The 17,129-nt window shown below is 69.7% G+C and carries 16 protein-coding genes; 5 read left to right on the forward strand and 11 right to left on the reverse strand.

Annotated features, from left to right (window positions below; all coding sequences use genetic code 11):
- Window positions 1–368: 368 nt before the first annotated feature.
- The 6 genes from pyrE to PV396_RS17620 form a co-directional block, all read right to left on the reverse strand.
- Window positions 369–929 carry an orotate phosphoribosyltransferase gene (gene pyrE, locus PV396_RS17595; protein WP_319205711.1) on the reverse strand — a complete coding sequence of 187 codons (561 nt, stop codon included), beginning with the start codon at window positions 927–929 and terminating at the stop codon, window positions 369–371.
- A 35-nt stretch (window positions 930–964) separates the two neighbouring features.
- Entirely contained in the window at window positions 965–1,765 is an 801-nt protein-coding gene (locus PV396_RS17600) for an aldose 1-epimerase (RefSeq protein ID WP_319205712.1), read from the reverse strand.
- A gap of 167 nt (window positions 1,766–1,932) precedes the next feature.
- On the reverse strand, window positions 1,933–2,730 hold the full coding sequence (locus tag PV396_RS17605) for an SRPBCC domain-containing protein (RefSeq protein WP_319205713.1): 798 nt from the start codon (window positions 2,728–2,730) through the stop codon (window positions 1,933–1,935).
- A 73-nt stretch (window positions 2,731–2,803) separates the two neighbouring features.
- Window positions 2,804–4,519 (reverse strand): polyamine aminopropyltransferase, encoded by a 1,716-nt coding sequence (locus tag PV396_RS17610; RefSeq protein ID WP_319205714.1) that lies wholly within the window; start codon window positions 4,517–4,519, stop codon window positions 2,804–2,806.
- Window positions 4,520–4,659: 140 nt separating this feature from the next.
- Window positions 4,660–5,178, reverse strand: coding sequence for a DUF2617 family protein (locus PV396_RS17615; RefSeq protein ID WP_319205715.1), 519 nt, complete (start codon window positions 5,176–5,178; stop codon window positions 4,660–4,662).
- 401 nt (window positions 5,179–5,579) lie between these two features.
- The gene (locus PV396_RS17620) at window positions 5,580–5,897 is read right to left on the reverse strand and encodes a hypothetical protein (RefSeq protein ID WP_319205716.1); all 318 of its coding nucleotides are present in this window, start codon (window positions 5,895–5,897) and stop codon (window positions 5,580–5,582) included.
- Between the two features lie 129 nt (window positions 5,898–6,026).
- Here PV396_RS17620 and PV396_RS17625 point away from each other — a divergent pair, with 129 nt between their 5' ends.
- On the forward strand, window positions 6,027–7,217 hold the full coding sequence (locus tag PV396_RS17625; RefSeq protein WP_319205717.1) for a pyridoxal phosphate-dependent aminotransferase: 1,191 nt from the start codon (window positions 6,027–6,029) through the stop codon (window positions 7,215–7,217).
- A 371-nt stretch (window positions 7,218–7,588) separates the two neighbouring features.
- On the opposite strand, the gene PV396_RS17630 is transcribed toward PV396_RS17625, so the two are convergent.
- A complete protein-coding gene (locus tag PV396_RS17630) occupies window positions 7,589–8,074 on the reverse strand; it encodes a prevent-host-death family protein (protein ID WP_319205718.1) in 486 nt (161 codons plus the stop codon).
- A gap of 254 nt (window positions 8,075–8,328) precedes the next feature.
- On the opposite strand from PV396_RS17630, the gene PV396_RS17635 reads away from it, so the two are divergent.
- The 4 genes from PV396_RS17635 (at window position 8,329) to PV396_RS17650 (ending at window position 11,366) form a co-directional block, all read left to right on the forward strand.
- A complete protein-coding gene (locus PV396_RS17635) occupies window positions 8,329–10,329 on the forward strand; it encodes a hypothetical protein (RefSeq protein ID WP_319205719.1) in 2,001 nt (666 codons plus the stop codon).
- A 98-nt stretch (window positions 10,330–10,427) separates the two neighbouring features.
- Window positions 10,428–10,670: a type II toxin-antitoxin system prevent-host-death family antitoxin gene (locus tag PV396_RS17640; RefSeq protein ID WP_319206332.1), complete on the forward strand. Its 243-nt coding sequence runs from the start codon at window positions 10,428–10,430 to the stop codon at window positions 10,668–10,670.
- A 61-nt stretch (window positions 10,671–10,731) separates the two neighbouring features.
- Complete coding sequence (locus PV396_RS17645; RefSeq protein WP_319205720.1) at window positions 10,732–10,989, forward strand: hypothetical protein; 258 nt, start codon at window positions 10,732–10,734, stop codon at window positions 10,987–10,989.
- A 35-nt stretch (window positions 10,990–11,024) separates the two neighbouring features.
- Window positions 11,025–11,366 carry a hypothetical protein gene (locus PV396_RS17650; protein ID WP_416071438.1) on the forward strand — a complete coding sequence of 114 codons (342 nt, stop codon included), beginning with the start codon at window positions 11,025–11,027 and terminating at the stop codon, window positions 11,364–11,366.
- Window position 11,367: 1 nt separating this feature from the next.
- On the opposite strand, the gene PV396_RS17655 is transcribed toward PV396_RS17650, so the two are convergent.
- The 4 genes from PV396_RS17655 to PV396_RS17670 form a co-directional block, all read right to left on the reverse strand.
- The gene (locus PV396_RS17655) at window positions 11,368–12,330 is read right to left on the reverse strand and encodes a hypothetical protein (protein WP_319205722.1); all 963 of its coding nucleotides are present in this window, start codon (window positions 12,328–12,330) and stop codon (window positions 11,368–11,370) included.
- 410 nt (window positions 12,331–12,740) lie between these two features.
- Window positions 12,741–13,271, reverse strand: a complete 531-nt coding sequence (locus tag PV396_RS17660) for a YbjN domain-containing protein (RefSeq protein WP_319205723.1) — start codon at window positions 13,269–13,271, stop codon at window positions 12,741–12,743.
- Window positions 13,272–13,477: 206 nt separating this feature from the next.
- Window positions 13,478–16,075, reverse strand: coding sequence for an ATP-dependent chaperone ClpB (gene clpB, locus PV396_RS17665; protein ID WP_319205724.1), 2,598 nt, complete (start codon window positions 16,073–16,075; stop codon window positions 13,478–13,480).
- Window positions 16,076–16,423: 348 nt separating this feature from the next.
- Window positions 16,424–16,786 (reverse strand): hypothetical protein, encoded by a 363-nt coding sequence (locus PV396_RS17670; protein ID WP_319205725.1) that lies wholly within the window; start codon window positions 16,784–16,786, stop codon window positions 16,424–16,426.
- Window positions 16,787–17,129: the final 343 nt, after the last annotated feature.

Here is a 17,129-nt window from a genome sequence, read left to right on the forward strand (position 1 = left end):
GCATTTCGCTGTAGACCTCAGGGGTTGCGATGGGCATGTGTCCGCTCCTCGTGATGTGCGGGTTGGCGATCTGCGTACTGCGTACCTGCGGCCCTGACCCAGGGCCTGTCCAGCGGATCAGCTCGGAGACGCGGGGTGCGGCACGCCCATCTGCGGCGTTGTCGTCGGTTGCCGACGCTCCGCGTCGACGCCCTCCTCCGCCTTGCAGCTGCACGCACCACACCCCGCTCACCGGCGCTGATGAGGCGCCGCCGTTCTCCTCCGACCTGATCCGCTGGACAGGCCCTGACCCGGTTGCGAGACCTGGGAAGCGACGTCATTGTCGGCCCCATCTTTCCAGACGTTTCGCCCGGTACGCCGCCCGGTGCTCAGGCCAGGCCCAGGTCGCCCTTCGAGAACGCGAAGAGGTACGGCACCCCGGCACCCTGTTCGATCTTCTCGGCGGCGCCCGTCGCCCGGTCGACGATGGTCGCCACGCCCACCACCTCGGCACCGGCCTCGCGCACGGCCGCCACGGCGGTGAGGGGCGAGTCGCCGGTCGTGGACGTGTCCTCGACGACCAGCACGCGCCGCCCCTCGATGCTCGGCCCCTCGACCCGCTTCTGCATACCGTGCGCCTTGGCCGCCTTGCGCACCACGAACGCGTCGAGCCGCTGCCCGCGCGCCGCGGCGGCGTGCATCATCGCCGTGCCGACCGGGTCGGCCCCCATGGTCAGCCCGCCCACGGCGTCGAACTCCAGCCCGGCCTCCGCCGCCAGGTCGAGCAGCACCTGCCCGACCAGCGGCGCGGCCTGCCCGTCGAGGGTGACGAGGCGGAGGTCGATGTAGTAGTCGGCCTCGAGCCCCGACGACAGGGTCACCTTGCCGTGCACGACGGCCTTGTCCTTGATCTGCCGCAGCAGCGCGCCGCGTACGTCTACGTCACTCATGCCCGCCAGCCTAGACGGGGTCCCTGGAGGGGTCCTTACAGGCTTCGCCAGGTCCAGGTGGTGGTGGCTTCCAGGGGCTCGATGGGCGTGACGAGACGCGGCAGGGTGTTGAGCCCGTTGGGCGGCCCGGTCTGCGGCTCCACACACACGGCGGCGTCCTGCTCGTCGTACACGACGACCCATTCCTCCGGACTCGTCACTCGCAGCTCCAGGCGCTGCGGCCAGGTGAGGGTGACATCGACCCCGCCGGGCATACCGAAGCAGTCGTCCCACGGACCCGGCTTCGGATCGATCCGCTCCCCGGTCGGCAGATGGTCGTCGCCGCGCTCCTCCTGCCAGGCGGGCGTGAAGGCGACCTGCACCTCCGCCGGCGCGTCCGCGCCACCGAGGTCGCGGTTGAACCAGGGGTGCCAGCCGATCTGCGCCGGAAAGGAATCGCCGTACGTCTCCACGGACATGGTCAGCGTGAAGGCACCCGGCGTCAGCGTGAAGACCTGCGTGACGCGCCCGGGGTAGGGCCACGGCTCCACGAGGTCGTACGTGATCACGGCCTCGTCGGCGGTGACGCGGGCGACGCGCCAGGCACCGTCACGGGCGGTGCCGTGGATGGCGTGCGGCGGGGCGTTGAGGGGGAGTTGACGCACGGTACCCCCATCGAGGAACCGCCCGTCACGGGTCCGCCCGCACCAGGGAACCATCGGAAAACACCCGAACTTCGCCCCCTGCCGCAACAGTTCGACTCCACCGACACGCAGCCCACCAACTCGCCCACCGTTCCAGGGCTGCAAGGTCACTTCCGCGTCACCCGCGGTCAGAGTGATGTCATCGCTAGTCACAACCCGACCCTATCGGGCCGGCAACATCGAGGCACCGCCCGCATTTCCAGCCCGTCCGGCGCTTGAGGACGAGGCCCCTTCGGGGCCGAAAGGGGGGTCTGGGGGCACAGCCCCCAGGAACGGGATGGGACGGGTAGGGGCGGCGGGGGCGAAAAACCCCACCCACCTCACCTCCGCCTACGCAACACCCGCCCCACCACAATCGCCGACGCCACCACCAACGCCGCAGCCGGCGCAGCCCACCGCAACGTCATATTCGTCACCACCTGCTCCGGCGGCGGCACAGGCGCATACCGCCCCCGAGGCGGCGCATGATCGACTTCCTCCGCGCTACGCCCGATCATCGTCCGCCGAGCATGCGCGGCCTCGGCCGGCGGCTCATCGGCACCGACGAACTGCTCAGGCACCCGATCACCCTCATCAAGTTCATCGAGAGGCGCACCGGAAGCATCAGACCCATCGGAAGAATCAGGCCCATCGGAAGAATCACCGCCAGGCCCCTGAACCTCCCCGGCAACCTCCCCCAACCCCTCCCCGAACCGCCGAAGCAACCGCACCCCCGCCGCCGCGACGGCATCCGCCGGATGCTCGTTCACCCGCCCGTCGGCCGTGACAGTCCCCCCGAACACCAACAGGGACCCGCCGGCACCATCGTCCTCAGCAGCCCGCACCCGCAAGGTCAGCGCCACCTTCACCGCGCCACCCCCACGAGCCTCGACGGCATCGCCCTCGACGACGTACGCGTCCTCACCCGCATCAGCCGCGGGGACGACCCGCAGGGACCCGCGATACGTGATCGTGTGCCCCCCGATACGTACCTTCACCCGCCCGGCGACCCCAGCGGCGGCAGGTTCGGTGCCCGCGTCCTGCTGGAGTCCGGGAACCGCACGGGCAACGCGCGCGGGGTCGGCGAGCACGTCCCTCAGCCGCTCGACCGGAACCGGAACGAACACCTCATGGTCCATGAAACCCGAGAGTACCCAGCGTGGCCCGGGCCACGCCCCCGCATCCGGCGATTCGGCGGGTATTGGAGCCCCCTCAGTACCGCGGATGCACCAGCGTAGAAGCCTGCAAATCCCGGACACCGCCCCCATCCGCACCCGCACCCCTGCCTCCGCCCCCCACCCCCATCCGCACCCGCATCCGCTCCGCCGCCCGCGCGTCCGCCGCGAGCCCCGCCTGGGTGAGCGTCCGCAGCCGGGGCCCGCCCGCCTCGTCCACCCACAGCCGCGGAGCGGCCCCCGCGGCGCTCGCCGCGCTCGCCGCGCTCGCCAGCACGAACCCCCAGTCCTGCGGGGCCCGCGCCGCGCGTGGTGCCGTACGGTCCGGGCCGGCCGCGAAGTCGGCGTCGTCTCCGGTCACCACGTACGGCGCCGTACGCAGCCCGGCGGCCCGCACGGTCGTCTCGACGGTCCAGAAAGCGCGCGGCCGGGAGGCGACGGGCCCGCCGTGCACGACCAGTCGGCCGCCGTCGGTGAGCACCTGGCGCGCCAGCCCGTAGAACTCCTGCGAGTACAGCTTCGTACTCGCCGTGATGCCCGGATCCGGCAGGTCGGAGATGACGACGTCGTACGCGGCCCGCGCCCCGCGCAGCAGTTGGAAGGCGTCCGCCGTCGTGACGTGGACGCGCGGGTCGTCGAACGCGTGCTCGTTCAGCGCGGCGAGGGCCGGGTCCCGGCGGGCCAGCCGCACCACGCCCGCGTCGAGGTCGACGACGTCCACCCGCCGTACGCCGGGATGGCGCAGGACCTCACGGGTGGCGAGCCCGTCGCCGCCGCCGAGGACGAGCACGCGCGCGTGGGGGCCGTTCATCGCGGGGTGGACGAGTGCCTCGTGGTAACGCCGCTCGTCGCGGCCGCCGACCCGCAGCCGGCCGTCGATGAACAGGTTGAGCGGCCGTCCGCCGGTGCCGCCGGTGAGGACGACCTCCTGGACGCCGGTCCGCACCGCCACGCGTACGTCGTCGCCGTACACCGCGTGCCGGGCGGCGCGTTCGAAGTCGTCGACGAGTACGGCCGCGGCGGCCAGTACCCCGATCACGGTCACGTTGGTCACCACCAGCAGCCAGCGTCCGCGCCGGGTGAGGTCGCGACGGAACAGGCCGAGGACGAGGGCGCCCCCGACGAGGGCGTTGACCGTGCCGGTGAGCAGGGCGCCGGTGAGCTGGCCGAGCCAGGGGAGCAGGAGGAAGGGGAAGGCCAGCCCACCGACCAGTGCGCCCACGTAGTCGGCGGCGAACAGGTCGGCGACGGCTCCGCCGGCGTCCTGGCGGCGGATGCGCTGGATCAGCTCCATGAGGAGCGGTACCTCGGCGCCGATCAGCAGGCCGATGGCGAGGGAGAAGGTGACGAGGAGGACGCGGGGGCCGTTCGCCCACAGGCCGCCCCAGTCGCCGGTCCACGCGAACACCGCGTACAGGGCCATCGCACTGCATCCGCCGACCAGGGCGAGCGCCGCCTCGACCGCGCCGAAACCGGCGGCGGCGCGGCAGCGCAGGCGCTTCGCGGCGAGCGAGCCGATGCCCATCGCGAACACCATCACGGACAGGACGACGGAGGCCTGGGTGACCGAGTCGCCGATCAGGTAGGAGGCGAGCGCGACGAGCTCCAGTTCGTACACCAGTCCACAGGCCGCACAGACGAATACCCCGGCGAGAACGAGGAACCGGCCGGTGCCGGGCCGGACGGGCAGCCGCGCGGGGCCGCCCCAGGACGGGGGACTGCCCGGCGGAGCCGGCACGTGCGGTTCGATCACGCTGGGAACGCTACGTCACACCCTCGGCGCGTTCTGTCACCCACACGTGTGGAACTTGTTTACGCGGAGGAAGGTGATGTGAACTTCCGGAACAGTGCCAGAGCAGTGCCAGCGCCGTGCCAGAGCCGGGCCGCAGCCGCTCAGAGAGCCGCCGCCCCCCGTACCCCCACCCGCGTCCTGGTCGCCACCAGCTGCCCGTCCTGCGGGTAGGCGTGCCAGGTCCGCCAGTGCACCTGACCCTCGTGCCGCTGGGCCAGCATCGCGGTGAAGGCGTGCGGGCTGCCGGGGAAGACACCGGCCAGGCCGTGCGGATGGTCGGCGACCAGGGCCAGCAGTTCCTGGGCACGTCCGGCGAACGACCCCGGCGACAGGACCTCGACTCTCGCCGCGAACTCGTACTCCCAGTCGTCGATCCGTTTGGCCACGCCGAGCGGAAGGGGGGTGCTGGAACCCGGGATGCACGCGACCGTCTCCGAGCAACTGCCCCGTCGCTCCTCGAGCAGCACCTGATGGGAGGCGCCGAGGAGTCTCAACTGGAGTTTCGCGTCCTCGAGTTCCAGGTCGAGGGTGGCGAGAGCGGGCAGCGGCTCCCGGCCCAGGGCCCAGGCGAGGTCGGCCGCGCGCGTGTCGGTGTAGGCGGTGTTGAGGGTCGTGAGCATGGATCGGCTCCGCTGGCACGCAAAGGGAGTTGTGAGTGAGCAAGGTGTGGACGAGCGAGGTCTGGTCCGGCGCGCTCCGGGGAGATCGGCCCGGTCGGCCCAGCCAGGAGGGACATCCAGGTACATCCTGGGCGTCCGAGGGGGCCGTGTTGGTGTTTTAGAGGGAATCATGAACGGTGGCGCCGTCACAGCGCTTTTACCCAACTTCGTGGGGTTTCCATCCCTCCGAGGGCCCCACAGCTCAACTGTTCAACCGGGGCGTACGCCCGAGCGTGCGAAGGACTTCGACAAGCGGTCGCACGAACGCCCGCCGGGACGACGTGAATTTCGTACGTCGTCCCGGCGGGCGCTCCCCCCGTGATCCGGACGCGGTTCCCCCTGTGGAGCTCAGCTGCCCCGTGTCAGCTGCCTCCGCCGCATCCGCCCCCGCCTCCCCCGCAGGAGGACCCGCCCCCGCAGGACGAGGACCCTCCGCAGGAGGAGGAGCTCGAACCGCACGACGCGCTGCTCCCGGCGTCGCCGGTACTGCTGGAACCGGCCGCTCCCCCGGCCCACCAGCTGTTGTCGTTCCGGTTCCGGTTCCGGTTGTTCCTGTGGTTCCGGTTGCCCGCACCGCTCCTCAGCGGTGACCTCCGCGCCGCCCGGACCGTCGCGGTCACGACGATGAACATGCCCGCCAGGATGACCAGGACGACCACTGCGATGAATGCTGCGACCATGACGTCACCCTCCTTTCGTTCCCCCGAAGCGGCCCCCCGTGGGCGCCTCGCCGTCTTGCGTGACGGGGGGATTCCCGCTCGCCTCATCTGCCAAAGCAGAGTTGAGGAAGTCCAGAGCTTCGGCGCAGGATGACGACCATGACCAGCAGCGAACGCCCCTTCCTCAATCGCCGGCTCGCCGAGTTCGGGACGACGATCTTCGCCGAGATGTCGGCGCTCGCCGTCGCCACCGGCTCGATCAACCTCGGCCAGGGTTTCCCGGACACCGACGGCCCGGAGGAGATCCGCGAGGCGGCCGTACGGGCCCTGCGCGACGGGCGCGGCAACCAGTACCCGCCCGGCCCGGGCGTCCCCGAGCTGCGTACGGCGATCACGGCACACCAGGAACGCCGGTACGGGCTGTCGTACGACCCCGACCGCGAGGTGCTGGTGACGGCGGGCGCCACGGAGGCCATCGCGGCGGCCCTGCTGGCCCTGGTGGAGCCCGGGGACGAGGTCGTCGCCCTCGAGCCCTACTACGACTCCTACGCGGCGTGCATCGCGATGGCGGGCGCGGCGCGCGTACCGGTCACACTGCGCCCCCACGAGGGCTCGTTCCGCCTGGACCTGGACGAGCTGCGGGCAGCGGTGACGCCTCGCACCCGCCTCCTCCTGGTCAACACCCCGCACAACCCGACCGGCACCGTCCTGACCCGCGAGGAACTGACCGCGATCGCCCAGCTCGCCGTGGAGCGGGACCTGCTGGTGATCACCGACGAGGTGTACGAGCACCTGGTCTTCGACGAGGCCGAACATCTGCCGCTGGCCTCCTTCCCGGGGATGCGCGAACGGACGGTCTCTATCGGGAGCGCCGGGAAGACGTTTTCGTTCACCGGATGGAAAGTGGGCTGGGTCACATCCACGCCCGAACTGGTCACGGCCGTCCGCTCGGCGAAGCAGTACCTGACGTATGTGGCGTCGGGGCCCTTCCAGTACGCGGTGGCGGAGGCACTGTCCCTGCCGGACTCGTACTTCGAGGAGTTCCGTGCGGACATGCGGACGAAGCGGGACCTGTTGTCGGCGGGCCTGAGGGAGGCGGGCTTCGACGTCTTCACGCCCTCGGGCACGTACTTCATCACGACGGACATCCGCTCCCTCGGCGAGACGGACGGCTTCGCCTTCTGCCGCGCTCTGCCGGAACGGGCGGGAGTGGTGGCGATCCCGAACGCGGTCTTCTACGACCACCGGGAGCAGGGCGCCCCCTTCGTCCGCTTCGCGTTCTGCAAGCAGACGTCGGTGCTTGAGGAGGCCGCAGCCCGCCTCAAGACATTGGGCGCATAGGGCGGGCGCCGGGCGTCGGGCTATTCAGTGTCCTTCGGGTGTCGGGGGGGGGAGGCGTACACCAGGATCACAGTCGAGGTATCCGGGCTGATCAAGGTAGCGAACCCGGCCGCCGGTGGTGATCTCGTACTCCCACTGCTCCAGCTCGGAGCCCTTCCACTCCCTGGTGGCATGCCTGCCACGGAGCTGATGCTGACGGTTCCAGTTGGCGCGCGACAGAGGGTCTGTTCGAAGGGCTTCGAGGCAGCGATGCGCATTCGGCAACGCCACCCGGCACAGCTCCTCCCAACCGGTCGCGGCCTCTGTCGTTCCGTGGATGACGTTCCAGCCGCTGAGCGGCGGGACGCTGACCCGATCGCCTTTCTTCGGGCTCACCCGTGCACCTCGACCGGGCCGAGGTCGACGTCGCTGAGCGGACGGAGTGCTTCCCTGAGCTGGTCAGGGTCAGCGTTGATCCGGGCAGTCGCCCGCCACGAGACGATCGCTCGGTGCACAGCCTCCCTGGCGCCCAGCTCAGCCGCGTCGGACAACGCCTCCAGGAGCTCGACGGTGAATTCCCGGACTTCCTCGTCGTCCAGGTGACGCACCCACGGGAACACCTCGGGCAGCGCGAGCAGAAGCGACCTCGCGCCACCGTCCTGCTTCATCAGGGCGAGGAACAGCCGAGACGCCGTGGTCAGGTTTTCCTCGCTGCGCTCCGCGTGTATGGCCGTGGTGAGCACCATGTCGGGCGCGTCTCGATGCGTGACACGTAGACACCCCAGGGCGGCGGCCCTCGCGGCGACCGCCTTCGGGTTCCGGGACAGGTCGGTGAACGAGACGGACTCTGATTCGGATACCGAATGCACGATGCTCATACTCAGACCATAGTCTGATTGCGCTCTGATTTCTATGCGATACGGCAACCCGCCGACTGGGCGGCCACATTGCCGCGGCGGCCTACGGACCTTCCACCCCTTGGGACAAATCGCGAGATTCTTGACACGCGATCGGAGTCCATCCAAGATCCTCTCGTTTCCGGGTCCGCCTTGATCCGGGCCCTGAGCGGAGGCGGTGTGCGGACCGCACCCGGCGCCTCCGCCGAGCCAGGGGCCGGCCCAGGAGGAGAGACGTGGGTATATCCCGATCTGTCAGATCGCTCGCGGTTGCCGCGAGTGCCGCTGTGCTGTGCGCCGTCGTGCCCACGTCGGCGGCTGTCGCGGACGACACCGGTGCCGTGATCACGTTCGACGGCATCTCCTCGGCCGCCGGAGGCGACGGCACGGTCAGCGCCGGGCAGACGATCACCGGCGCGACGGATGTCACCTTCACGGTGCACGCGGACCCGGGCGACGAGCCGACCTCGGCTGTAGTCAGCATCACCGGAACCGTGTCCCAGGGCACCGGCACGGTCAAGCAGGCCTTCAGTCTCAGCCCGGGAGACTGCCTGCCCTCCTGCACCCTGCACGCGACCCTGGACACCGCCGCCACCCAGCAGTTCGGAGGCTCGAACGGGGTGGCCGCGCCGCTGGTGAACGACGGCGAGAACACCATCCACGTCGAGGTGGACAGCCCCCGCCCGCGGATCGTCACGGCCGACTCCGCCGTCACCGTCGACAACGAGCGGCCGGTCGTCACCCTGCCCGATCTGCCCGGCGACGACGCCTGGACCAACCACAGGCCCGTGGGCCTGTCCGCGGACGGCGAGTTGTCCCTGCGAGCCACCGCGACCGGCGCCAACGGCGTCTCGCGCGTACGGTACTTCAGCTCGAACAGCACCTGGCCCGCCCCCGTCGACCTGACCGCTCCGGCAAGCGGCGCGACATGGGCCACCACACTGGACACGAGTGCGGTTCGGGCCGGCCTGTGGGGCGGAGAGGTCTACGTCGTGGCCTACGACAAGGACGGCCGCGCGGGTTCCCCGGTCCGGGCCACCACCCTGGTCGACCACGGCTTCACCATCATGCCGAAGCTCGACACCATCATCCATCCGGGTGAGACGCCGGTGAACGTGAAGTACGCCTACCCGTCGGCGCTCAACAAGACGTTCCCGTCCAACCTCAACTACGCCTACCCGGTCAGTACCACCGTGTCGCTCGACGGCACGACACAGGCGACTACGCCGGTCGCCGCCTACACCTACGAGGGCAACACCGAAGGCTTCGTCGCCGACCTCGGCCAACTCCCTTACGGCGCCCACACGCTGGCGTTCGACACCGTCGACAACCGCGGCGCCCACGGCCGGGCGGACCTGTCGGTCAGGGTGGTGTCCGAGGTCACGCCGACCTGGACGGACGGCTTCCAGGCCTTTGTCGTAGCGGGCAGCAGCCGGACCTTCGCCGCCACGACATCAGCCGCCGACGGTGTCAGCCGGGCCGAGCACTGGACCCTCGACGTCGACGGCACGACATTCGCCACCGGCAGCTATCCCGCGCGGCCCTCCGGCACCTGGAAGGCCACGACCACCGGGGTGCACGACGTCACGCTGACCATCGTCTCCCAGTACGGCGACACCACCGTCAGCAGCCTGCCGATCCGTGTCGTGGCTGCCACGACGACCCGGCTGACCGGCCCGGCCATCAGCACCTACGGCAGCAAGGCGACCTTCACCGCCGACGTGACCCAGACCGGCGCCAAGCCCGCGGCCGGCGCCAAGGTCAGTTTCCAGTACAAGCGGACGGGAACCACCGTCTGGAAGACCCAGGCGACCGTCACCGCGGACAGCACCGGCAAGGCCCGTTACACCACGACCGCCAAATACAACGGCGCCTGGCGTGCCGTCACCGCGGCCAAGAACCTGACGTGGACGTCCTCGACCAGCAAGACCCTGGCCGCGTATGTCAGGGCCGTACTTACGGTCAGAGAGCCTGTCACCACCGCGGTCCACGGCAGGTCCGTGTCCTACACCGCGCTCAGCGCCCCCTACGTTCAGGGAACCGGACTGCTCTTCCAGGCCCGCCAGAAGGACGGCAGGTGGGTGACCCTCACCAGGGCCGCCCTCTCCAGCAGCGGCAGCGCCACTGCGCGGATCACCTTCTCGCGCGCGGGGACCTTGGCCCTACGGGTCTACCGTCCCGCGACCGGGGATCTGACGGGCACGTACTCCTCATCCTGGACGGTCAAGGTCAGCTGACCGCAGGGCCTTCGCACACCGAGCGCCGGCCGTCATTCTGGTACTTGCCACCGCAGAGAGCGATGTACAAGTTCTTGTACGTCAGCGAAGGGGTGCCGGTGAAGACCATGACGTACTCCGAGTCGCGCGCACGGTATGCCGAGGTGCTCAGCTCCGTCGCCGATGACCGCGAAGAGGTCGCCATCACCCGAGCCGGACACGAGCCCGTCGTCATCGTCTCCCTGGAGGACTACGAGTCCCTCAAAGAGACGGCATACCTGCTGCGAAGCCCGGCGAACGCCCGGCGCCTGCTTGCGTCCATCGACGAGCTGGAGAACGGCGGCGGCACCGTACTAGATTGATGTCGCGGGGTACGGGTACGTACCCGTACCCGTCTGGTGAGTGATGAGGAGTTAATGCGTCATGCCCGATGCCAATGTCCGTATCCCCGCTGATGCCCGTGACCGGCTTGCCGACATAGCTGCTGCGGAAGGACTGTCCCTGCGTTCCTATCTGGCGCGGCTCGCAGAGACTCTGCTCACCCCGGCCGAGCGGGCCGAGCGGGCGACGAAGGCACGGGCAGTACTGCGGGAGTGGAACGGCTACGACCCCGCCGAGCACGAGCAGGCCGAACTGGACGCCGAATTGGACCGCCGTATGACCGATGCGGGTGCCGCGTGACGCGTGACGTGCATGTATTCCTCGACGAGAGCGCGATGGTGGCCGCCGGGCGGGGCAACGCCCTTGCGTCCCGGCTGATCCATCGCGCACACGCCGAGCCGGGCTGGTTCCTGTACGCCACCGTGTGCGCCCTGGTTGAGGCCGACCGCGCCCGGCCAGGCACCGCGGAGCACCTTGCCGCCCTGCCCGGCATCGCGATCGTCGACCTGGACCTGCCCGCCGCGCTGTCGGTGGCTCGGGACAACACCTGGGCCGACGCGCACACTCTCCACGCCGCCCAGCCCAGCCCCGACCGCCCGAATGGTGCGGTGATCGCGACCACCAGGCCGCACACGTGGAAGGAACAGCCTGTGCGCATCCTGGACGTCAGCCCCTGACTCACGCGGCAAGGCGCCCGGCCGCTCCGGATCGGCAGTCCCGGCAACGGCCGGGTTCCGCCGCGCGGAACGCCCTGTCGCAGCCGTCGCAGTTCTGCAGCAGCGCCTCAGTCGGACGCACTGCGAATCCTGCGCTTCTGGTCGGCTCCGACGGGGCGAGGGGTGTCTCCTTGAGCCGGTAGGCGAGGATGCCCGCCGGGCGGGTCAGGAACGTGTCGGGGAGCCGTGCGGTGAGGTGGTCCGTGATGTGTGTGGGCCGGATACCTGCCGCGAGCCACCGGCTGACGCCCGGGGCGAGACGAACGGCTTCTTGCGCGGTGAGGGCGAGGCGGGGGTCGATCCGGCGTAGACCGGCGAGTACGGCGATGGCTTGCGGGTCGGCGTCCGCCGGCGAGATCGGCGCCTCGGCCTCTACGGGCACCGCCATCGTTTCCTGCACGGGCTCCACGGGTTCCACGGGCGCGGACACGGGCGCAGGCGCAGGCGCAGGCGCAGGTGGAGCCGCAGCGACGGCGGCCTGTGCCAGGGACCGGCGCGGCTTCGGCAGCGCGTCCGCTTCCCGGTCCCGGTCCCGGTCCCGGTCCCGATCGCGGTCCCGGTGCGGGTCGGGATCGAGGCGTGGGACGTCGTAGAAGTACGTCCGTGTACGGATCTGTCCGGTGGAGAGGCGTTCGCGGCGGCGCTCCAGGTATCCGGCGTCTTCGAGTTCCCTGAGCGCCCGGGAGATGAGGATCTCGCCCTCGCTGAAGTGCTTGCATAGGGCGGCGATGGTCACGGGGGCACTGTCGGGCAGGGAGTGGATGTAGGCCGCGACGCCGACGGTGACCGCGCTGCCGCGTCGTTGGGCGAGGGCGTTGGAGATCACGGTGAAGTCGGTCGTGAGGCGGGTGCGTACGTGGATCACGCCGGAGGTGGGAGCTCCGGCGTCGGCGCGCAGGCGCGCGTTAGACTGCGGCTCAGCCATTGGGAAGGTGTTCGCTTCCTGGTTGGTCAGGCCCTCGCCCCGGGATTGCCGTCCCGGCGGGGGCCGTTTCTGTGTGCGGTTGTCGCGGCGAACGTAACCGCCCGGATCCCGCGCCCGCAAGCCGGTCACTCGGACGGGTGACGCGCGGGTGACGCGCGCCTCGCGGGCGGGGAGGGAGGGTGGGCGGGTAGTTTCCCTCCCCCCTTAGAAGCGGTTCTTTCCCCCGGTTCTTCAGGGAGGTCAGGAGCTCACCGGACCCTCGCGGACCAGGACCCGGTGACCCCGTAACGCCGGACGACGACCGGGACCCGGCCGCCCCGGTGCCGGTGGCCTCGGCAGCGGCCGGCCAGGAAACGGCGAGAGCCCGGCCTCCCGGCCGGGCTCTCTGATCCACAGGCGTGCGGGGAGACCTACTCCTCGTCGCCCTCGGGCTTCTCCGCCTCGTCGATCTCCTCTTCCAGGCCCAGCTGCTCGATGAGCCACTTGTCGAACTCGATCGCGGCCCGTACCCAGCTCACCGTCGACGACACGAAGTGCTCCAGGCTGACGCCCGTCCCGATCAGCATCTGCGCCTCACCGATGAGGCGGACGGTGCCGTCGTCGTGGGTGTGGCTGTAGACCTTGGGCCACAGGGTCCGGCGGTTCCAGTCGTCGATCGACTCGAGAAGCACGGGCTTCTCCTCGATCTGGTGGGGGCGATCGTAGAAGGTCCGCACCGAGAAGACCTGCTGGTCGCCCTCACCACGGAACATGAAGTACGTACGGAACTGCTCCCACGGCGCCGCGAGGTCACCCTCGTCGTCGACGACGTACTTCAGCTCCATCTGCTCGAGGAGCTGCTTCACAAGGTCCTGATCCGGGACGACGGGGCCTGCCGGGCCGCCGGGCTGCGGCTCGGGCTGGCCCCCGAAGTTCGGAATCGAGGACGGGTCGATGGTCATACGGAACACTCCTGCACTCGTCTGGCTCGTCCGGCCATCGCTGAGACCAGACCTACACGCCCCACCCTCTCTTGCTTCGCCCCCGAGCGGCAACAGCCGCCCGCGTGCGTCGGCCCGAGGCGACCGAAAACGGCGTACGAAGATCCGCAGGACACCCCGCAGGACACCCCGGAGGTGCCCGCTCTCGGCGCTCTCGCCGGGTTCGGCTACAGCGTCTTGCCCGTCGCCGGACCCACGATCAGCCCGTCCCCGAACGCGTCCACCCGAACCGTGTCGCCGTCCTTGACCTCGCCCGCCAGGATCTCCTTGGCGAGGCGGTCGCCGATCGCCGTCTGGATCAGACGGCGCAGCGGGCGGGCGCCGTACGCCGGGTCGTTGCCCTCGTCGGCGAGCCAGGCCAGGGCGGCCGGGGTGATGTCGAGGGTGAGGCGGCGTTCGGCCAGGCGCCCCGCGAGCCTGCCGATCTGGAGGGCCGCGATGCGCTCCAGCTCCGCCCTGTCTAGCGCGGAGAAGACGACCAGGTCGTCAAGACGGTTCAGGAACTCCGGCTTGAAAGAGACCCGGACGACCTCGAGCACCTGCTGCTTCTTCTCCTCCTCCGACGTCATCGGCTCGACCAGGAACTGGCTGCCGAGGTTCGACGTCAGGATGAGGATGGTGTTGCGGAAGTCGACGGTACGGCCCTGGCCGTCCGTGAGGCGGCCGTCGTCCAGGACCTGGAGGAGGACGTCGAAGACCTCCGGGTGGGCCTTCTCGACCTCGTCCAGGAGCACCACGCTGTACGGGCGCCGCCGCACCGCCTCCGTGAGCTGGCCGCCCTCCTCGTAGCCGACGTAGCCGGGAGGCGCGCCGACGAGCCTGGCGACGCTGTGCTTCTCGCCGTACTCGCTCATGTCGATACGGACCATGGCCCGCTCGTCGTCGAAGAGGAAGTCGGCCAGTGCCTTCGCCAGCTCCGTCTTGCCGACGCCGGTCGGGCCGAGGAAGAGGAAGGAGCCGGTGGGGCGGTCGGGGTCGGCGATACCGGCACGGGTGCGCCGTACCGCGTCCGAGACCGCCTGCACGGCCTCGCCCTGACCAATCAGGCGGCGGCCCAACTCCTCCTCCATCCGCAGGAGTTTCTGGGTCTCGCCCTCCAGGAGACGGCCGGCGGGGATACCGGTCCAGGAGCCGACGACGTCCGCGATGTCGTCGGGGCCGACCTCCTCCTTGACCATGGTGTCCCTGGCGGCCTCCTCCTCGGCCTCCGAGGCTGCCTCCAAGTCCCTTTCCAGGGTGGGGATCTCGCCGTAGAGGAGTTTGGATGCGGTGTCGAAGTCGCCGTCGCGCTGGGCCCGTTCGGCCTGGCCGCGCAGTTCGTCGAGCTTCTCCTTCAGCTCACCGACCCGGTTGAGGGACTGCTTCTCCTTCTCCCAACGGGCCGTCAGCCCGCGCAACTCCTCCTCCTTGTCGGCGAGATCGCGGCGCAGCCGGTCCAGGCGCTCGCGCGAGGCCGGGTCGGTCTCCTTGTCGAGCGCCAGTTCCTCCATCTTCAACCGGTCGACGGCGCGCTGGAGTTCGTCGATCTCGAGGGGCGACGAGTCGATCTCCATACGGAGACGGGAGGCCGCTTCATCCACCAGGTCGATCGCCTTGTCGGGGAGGAAGCGGGAGGTGATGTAGCGGTCGGAGAGGGTCGCCGCGGCGACCAGCGCGCTGTCGGCGATGACGACCTTGTGGTGGGCCTCGTACCGGCCCTTGAGGCCGCGCAGGATCGCGATGGTGTCCTCGACGCTCGGCTCCGCCACCAGGACCTGCTGGAAGCGGCGCTCCAGGGCGGGGTCCTTCTCGATCCGCTCGCGGTACTCGTCGAGGGTCGTCGCGCCGACCATGCGCAGCTCGCCGCGCGCCAGCATCGGCTTCAGCATGTTGCCGGCGTCCATCGCGGAGTCGCCGCCGGCGCCCGCGCCGACGACCGTGTGGAGTTCGTCGATGAAGGTGATGATCTGGCCGTCGGAGTCCTTGATCTCGGCCAGGACGGTCTTGAGCCGCTCCTCGAACTCGCCCCGGTACTTCGCCCCGGCGACCATCGCGCCAAGGTCCAGCGCGACAAGCCGCTTGTTCTTCAGGGACTCCGGCACGTCACCCTTGACAATGCGCTGGGCGAGGCCTTCGACGACGGCCGTCTTGCCGACGCCGGGCTCGCCGATGAGGACCGGGTTGTTCTTCGTGCGGCGCGACAGCACCTGCACCACCCGGCGGATCTCCTGGTCCCGCCCGATGACCGGGTCGAGCTTGCCCTCACGGGCGGCGGCCGTGAAATCCGTACCGAACTTCTCCAGGGCCTTGTACTGGCCCTCGGGGTCGGCTGTGGTCACGCGACGCCCTCCCCTGCTCTTCTGGAACGCGTCCAGCAGCTTTTTCGCGCCGGCGCCCTGCTGGGAGAGTACGTCCCCGGCGGCGCCGCCCTTCGCGGCGATGCCGATGAGGATGTGCTCGGTGGAGAGGTACTCGTCGCCGAGCTCCTTCGCCCGTTCGGCCGCGTCGGCGATGACCGAAAGAAGCTCCCGGTTGGGCTGCGGGGGTGCGACGGTCGAACCGGTCACACTGGGCAGACTGGCGAGAACACGCTCGGCACCGGACCGTACGGCCGCCTGGTCGGCTTCGACGGCGGCCAGCAGGTCGGTGATGTTCTCGTTGTCCTCACCGCTCAGCAGCGCCAGCAGCAGGTGCGCCGGGGTCAGGTCGGGGTGCCCCCCGGACACGGCCCTGCTGGTGGCCGCGTTGATGGCGTCCCGGCTCCTGTTGGTCAGCTCGGCGTCCACAGTCGCTGTCTCCCTTCCCTGTCCCGGTCCTGCCCCGGTCGTGATGACTGACACAGCCAACGTACACAAAGTTGAGTCTATTCCACTCAAGGTGTGGATGGGGAAGGCTGGGAGTGGCGGCTGGGCAGACAAAAAACCCGCCCGTCATGAATGACGGACGGGAGGCACAAACGGGGTCGAGGAAACGGCCGGTTCCAGCCAAGCAGGCGGGCACCGGCCCCTCCCCCGATGGTTACCCAAGTCCCGAAATATCCCCGGAAACAGCAGCGGCGTCACCGTGTTCAGGTCACGGTGACGCCGCTACTGGGGGGAAGCACCTGAGCGATCTACTGCGACGGGGGAATCGCGTCAGGCACTGCGGGGGGTGGCTGTGATGGTCTGGACGTCCTGAAGGTCCTGGAGGTTGGGGCCGTCCGAGATATCAGGGTGGTCCAGCCGGTGGTCTCGCTGGTCAAGATTCACAAAGATCATTCCGTACCGAATGGCACACCGTACGGGCTGCGGCGCCCCCCGAGGCCGCCGCAGACACCGGTAAGCCCTGACGTCCTCTTCGTCGTCCCGCGTCACGACGACCGGCTCTCCGAACACGGTCACCATCAGCGAGTCACCGCTGTGGGGGATGGCGGTGACCAGGTCGATGAAGTGCCAGCCGGAGCGGTAGGCTGACGCCATTTCTCGACGGAAAGAACGATCGTCCGGAGGGGTGGTCATACGTCCGCGTCCACCGGAGTGGAGTCCCAGCCGCTGTCTGCCGGAAACGCCGGCCCCGCAGCCTGGACCGAGTCCCAGCCACTGTCTGCCGGAAACTCCGGAACCACGGCCTGGACCGAGTCCCACCCGCTGTCAGGCGGCGGGACCCCCGGATCACTCTCCCCCGAACCCCCAAGAGCGCCGGCAGCCACTACGACGGAGAAGATGGTGGCAAGTACTGAACCAAGCAATCTCACGCGCATAGTCGGCTTCGTCCTTACTCGATCGAATCTTCTCCCCCGTCGCAACAAGACGATGGCTTATTCAGGCACGTCAATGCCACAGGAGCGATGCATCATGTTCC

The sequence above is a fragment of the Streptomyces sp. ME02-8801-2C genome, assembly GCF_033793965.1.
Lineage (GTDB): Bacteria > Actinomycetota > Actinomycetes > Streptomycetales > Streptomycetaceae > Streptomyces.

What these genes read in the sequence shown, in the direction of transcription:
- pyrE (WP_319205711.1), bottom strand. Translation starts at nt 929, where the DNA reads ATGAGTGACGTAGACGTACGCGGCGCGCTGCTGCGGCAGATCAAGGAC.
- PV396_RS17605 (WP_319205713.1), bottom strand. Translation starts at nt 2,730, where the DNA reads ATGGACCATGAGGTGTTCGTTCCGGTTCCGGTCGAGCGGCTGAGGGAC.
- PV396_RS17615 (WP_319205715.1), bottom strand. Translation starts at nt 5,178, where the DNA reads ATGCTCACGACCCTCAACACCGCCTACACCGACACGCGCGCGGCCGAC.
- PV396_RS17620 (WP_319205716.1), bottom strand. Translation starts at nt 5,897, where the DNA reads ATGGTCGCAGCATTCATCGCAGTGGTCGTCCTGGTCATCCTGGCGGGC.
- PV396_RS17625 (WP_319205717.1), top strand. Translation starts at nt 6,027, where the DNA reads ATGACGACCATGACCAGCAGCGAACGCCCCTTCCTCAATCGCCGGCTC.
- PV396_RS17630 (WP_319205718.1), bottom strand. Translation starts at nt 8,074, where the DNA reads ATGAGCATCGTGCATTCGGTATCCGAATCAGAGTCCGTCTCGTTCACC.
- PV396_RS17645 (WP_319205720.1), top strand. Translation starts at nt 10,732, where the DNA reads ATGCCCGATGCCAATGTCCGTATCCCCGCTGATGCCCGTGACCGGCTT.
- PV396_RS17650 (WP_416071438.1), top strand. Translation starts at nt 11,025, where the DNA reads ATGGTGGCCGCCGGGCGGGGCAACGCCCTTGCGTCCCGGCTGATCCAT.
- PV396_RS17655 (WP_319205722.1), bottom strand. Translation starts at nt 12,330, where the DNA reads ATGGCTGAGCCGCAGTCTAACGCGCGCCTGCGCGCCGACGCCGGAGCT.
- PV396_RS17660 (WP_319205723.1), bottom strand. Translation starts at nt 13,271, where the DNA reads ATGACCATCGACCCGTCCTCGATTCCGAACTTCGGGGGCCAGCCCGAG.
- PV396_RS17670 (WP_319205725.1), bottom strand. Translation starts at nt 16,786, where the DNA reads ATGACCACCCCTCCGGACGATCGTTCTTTCCGTCGAGAAATGGCGTCA.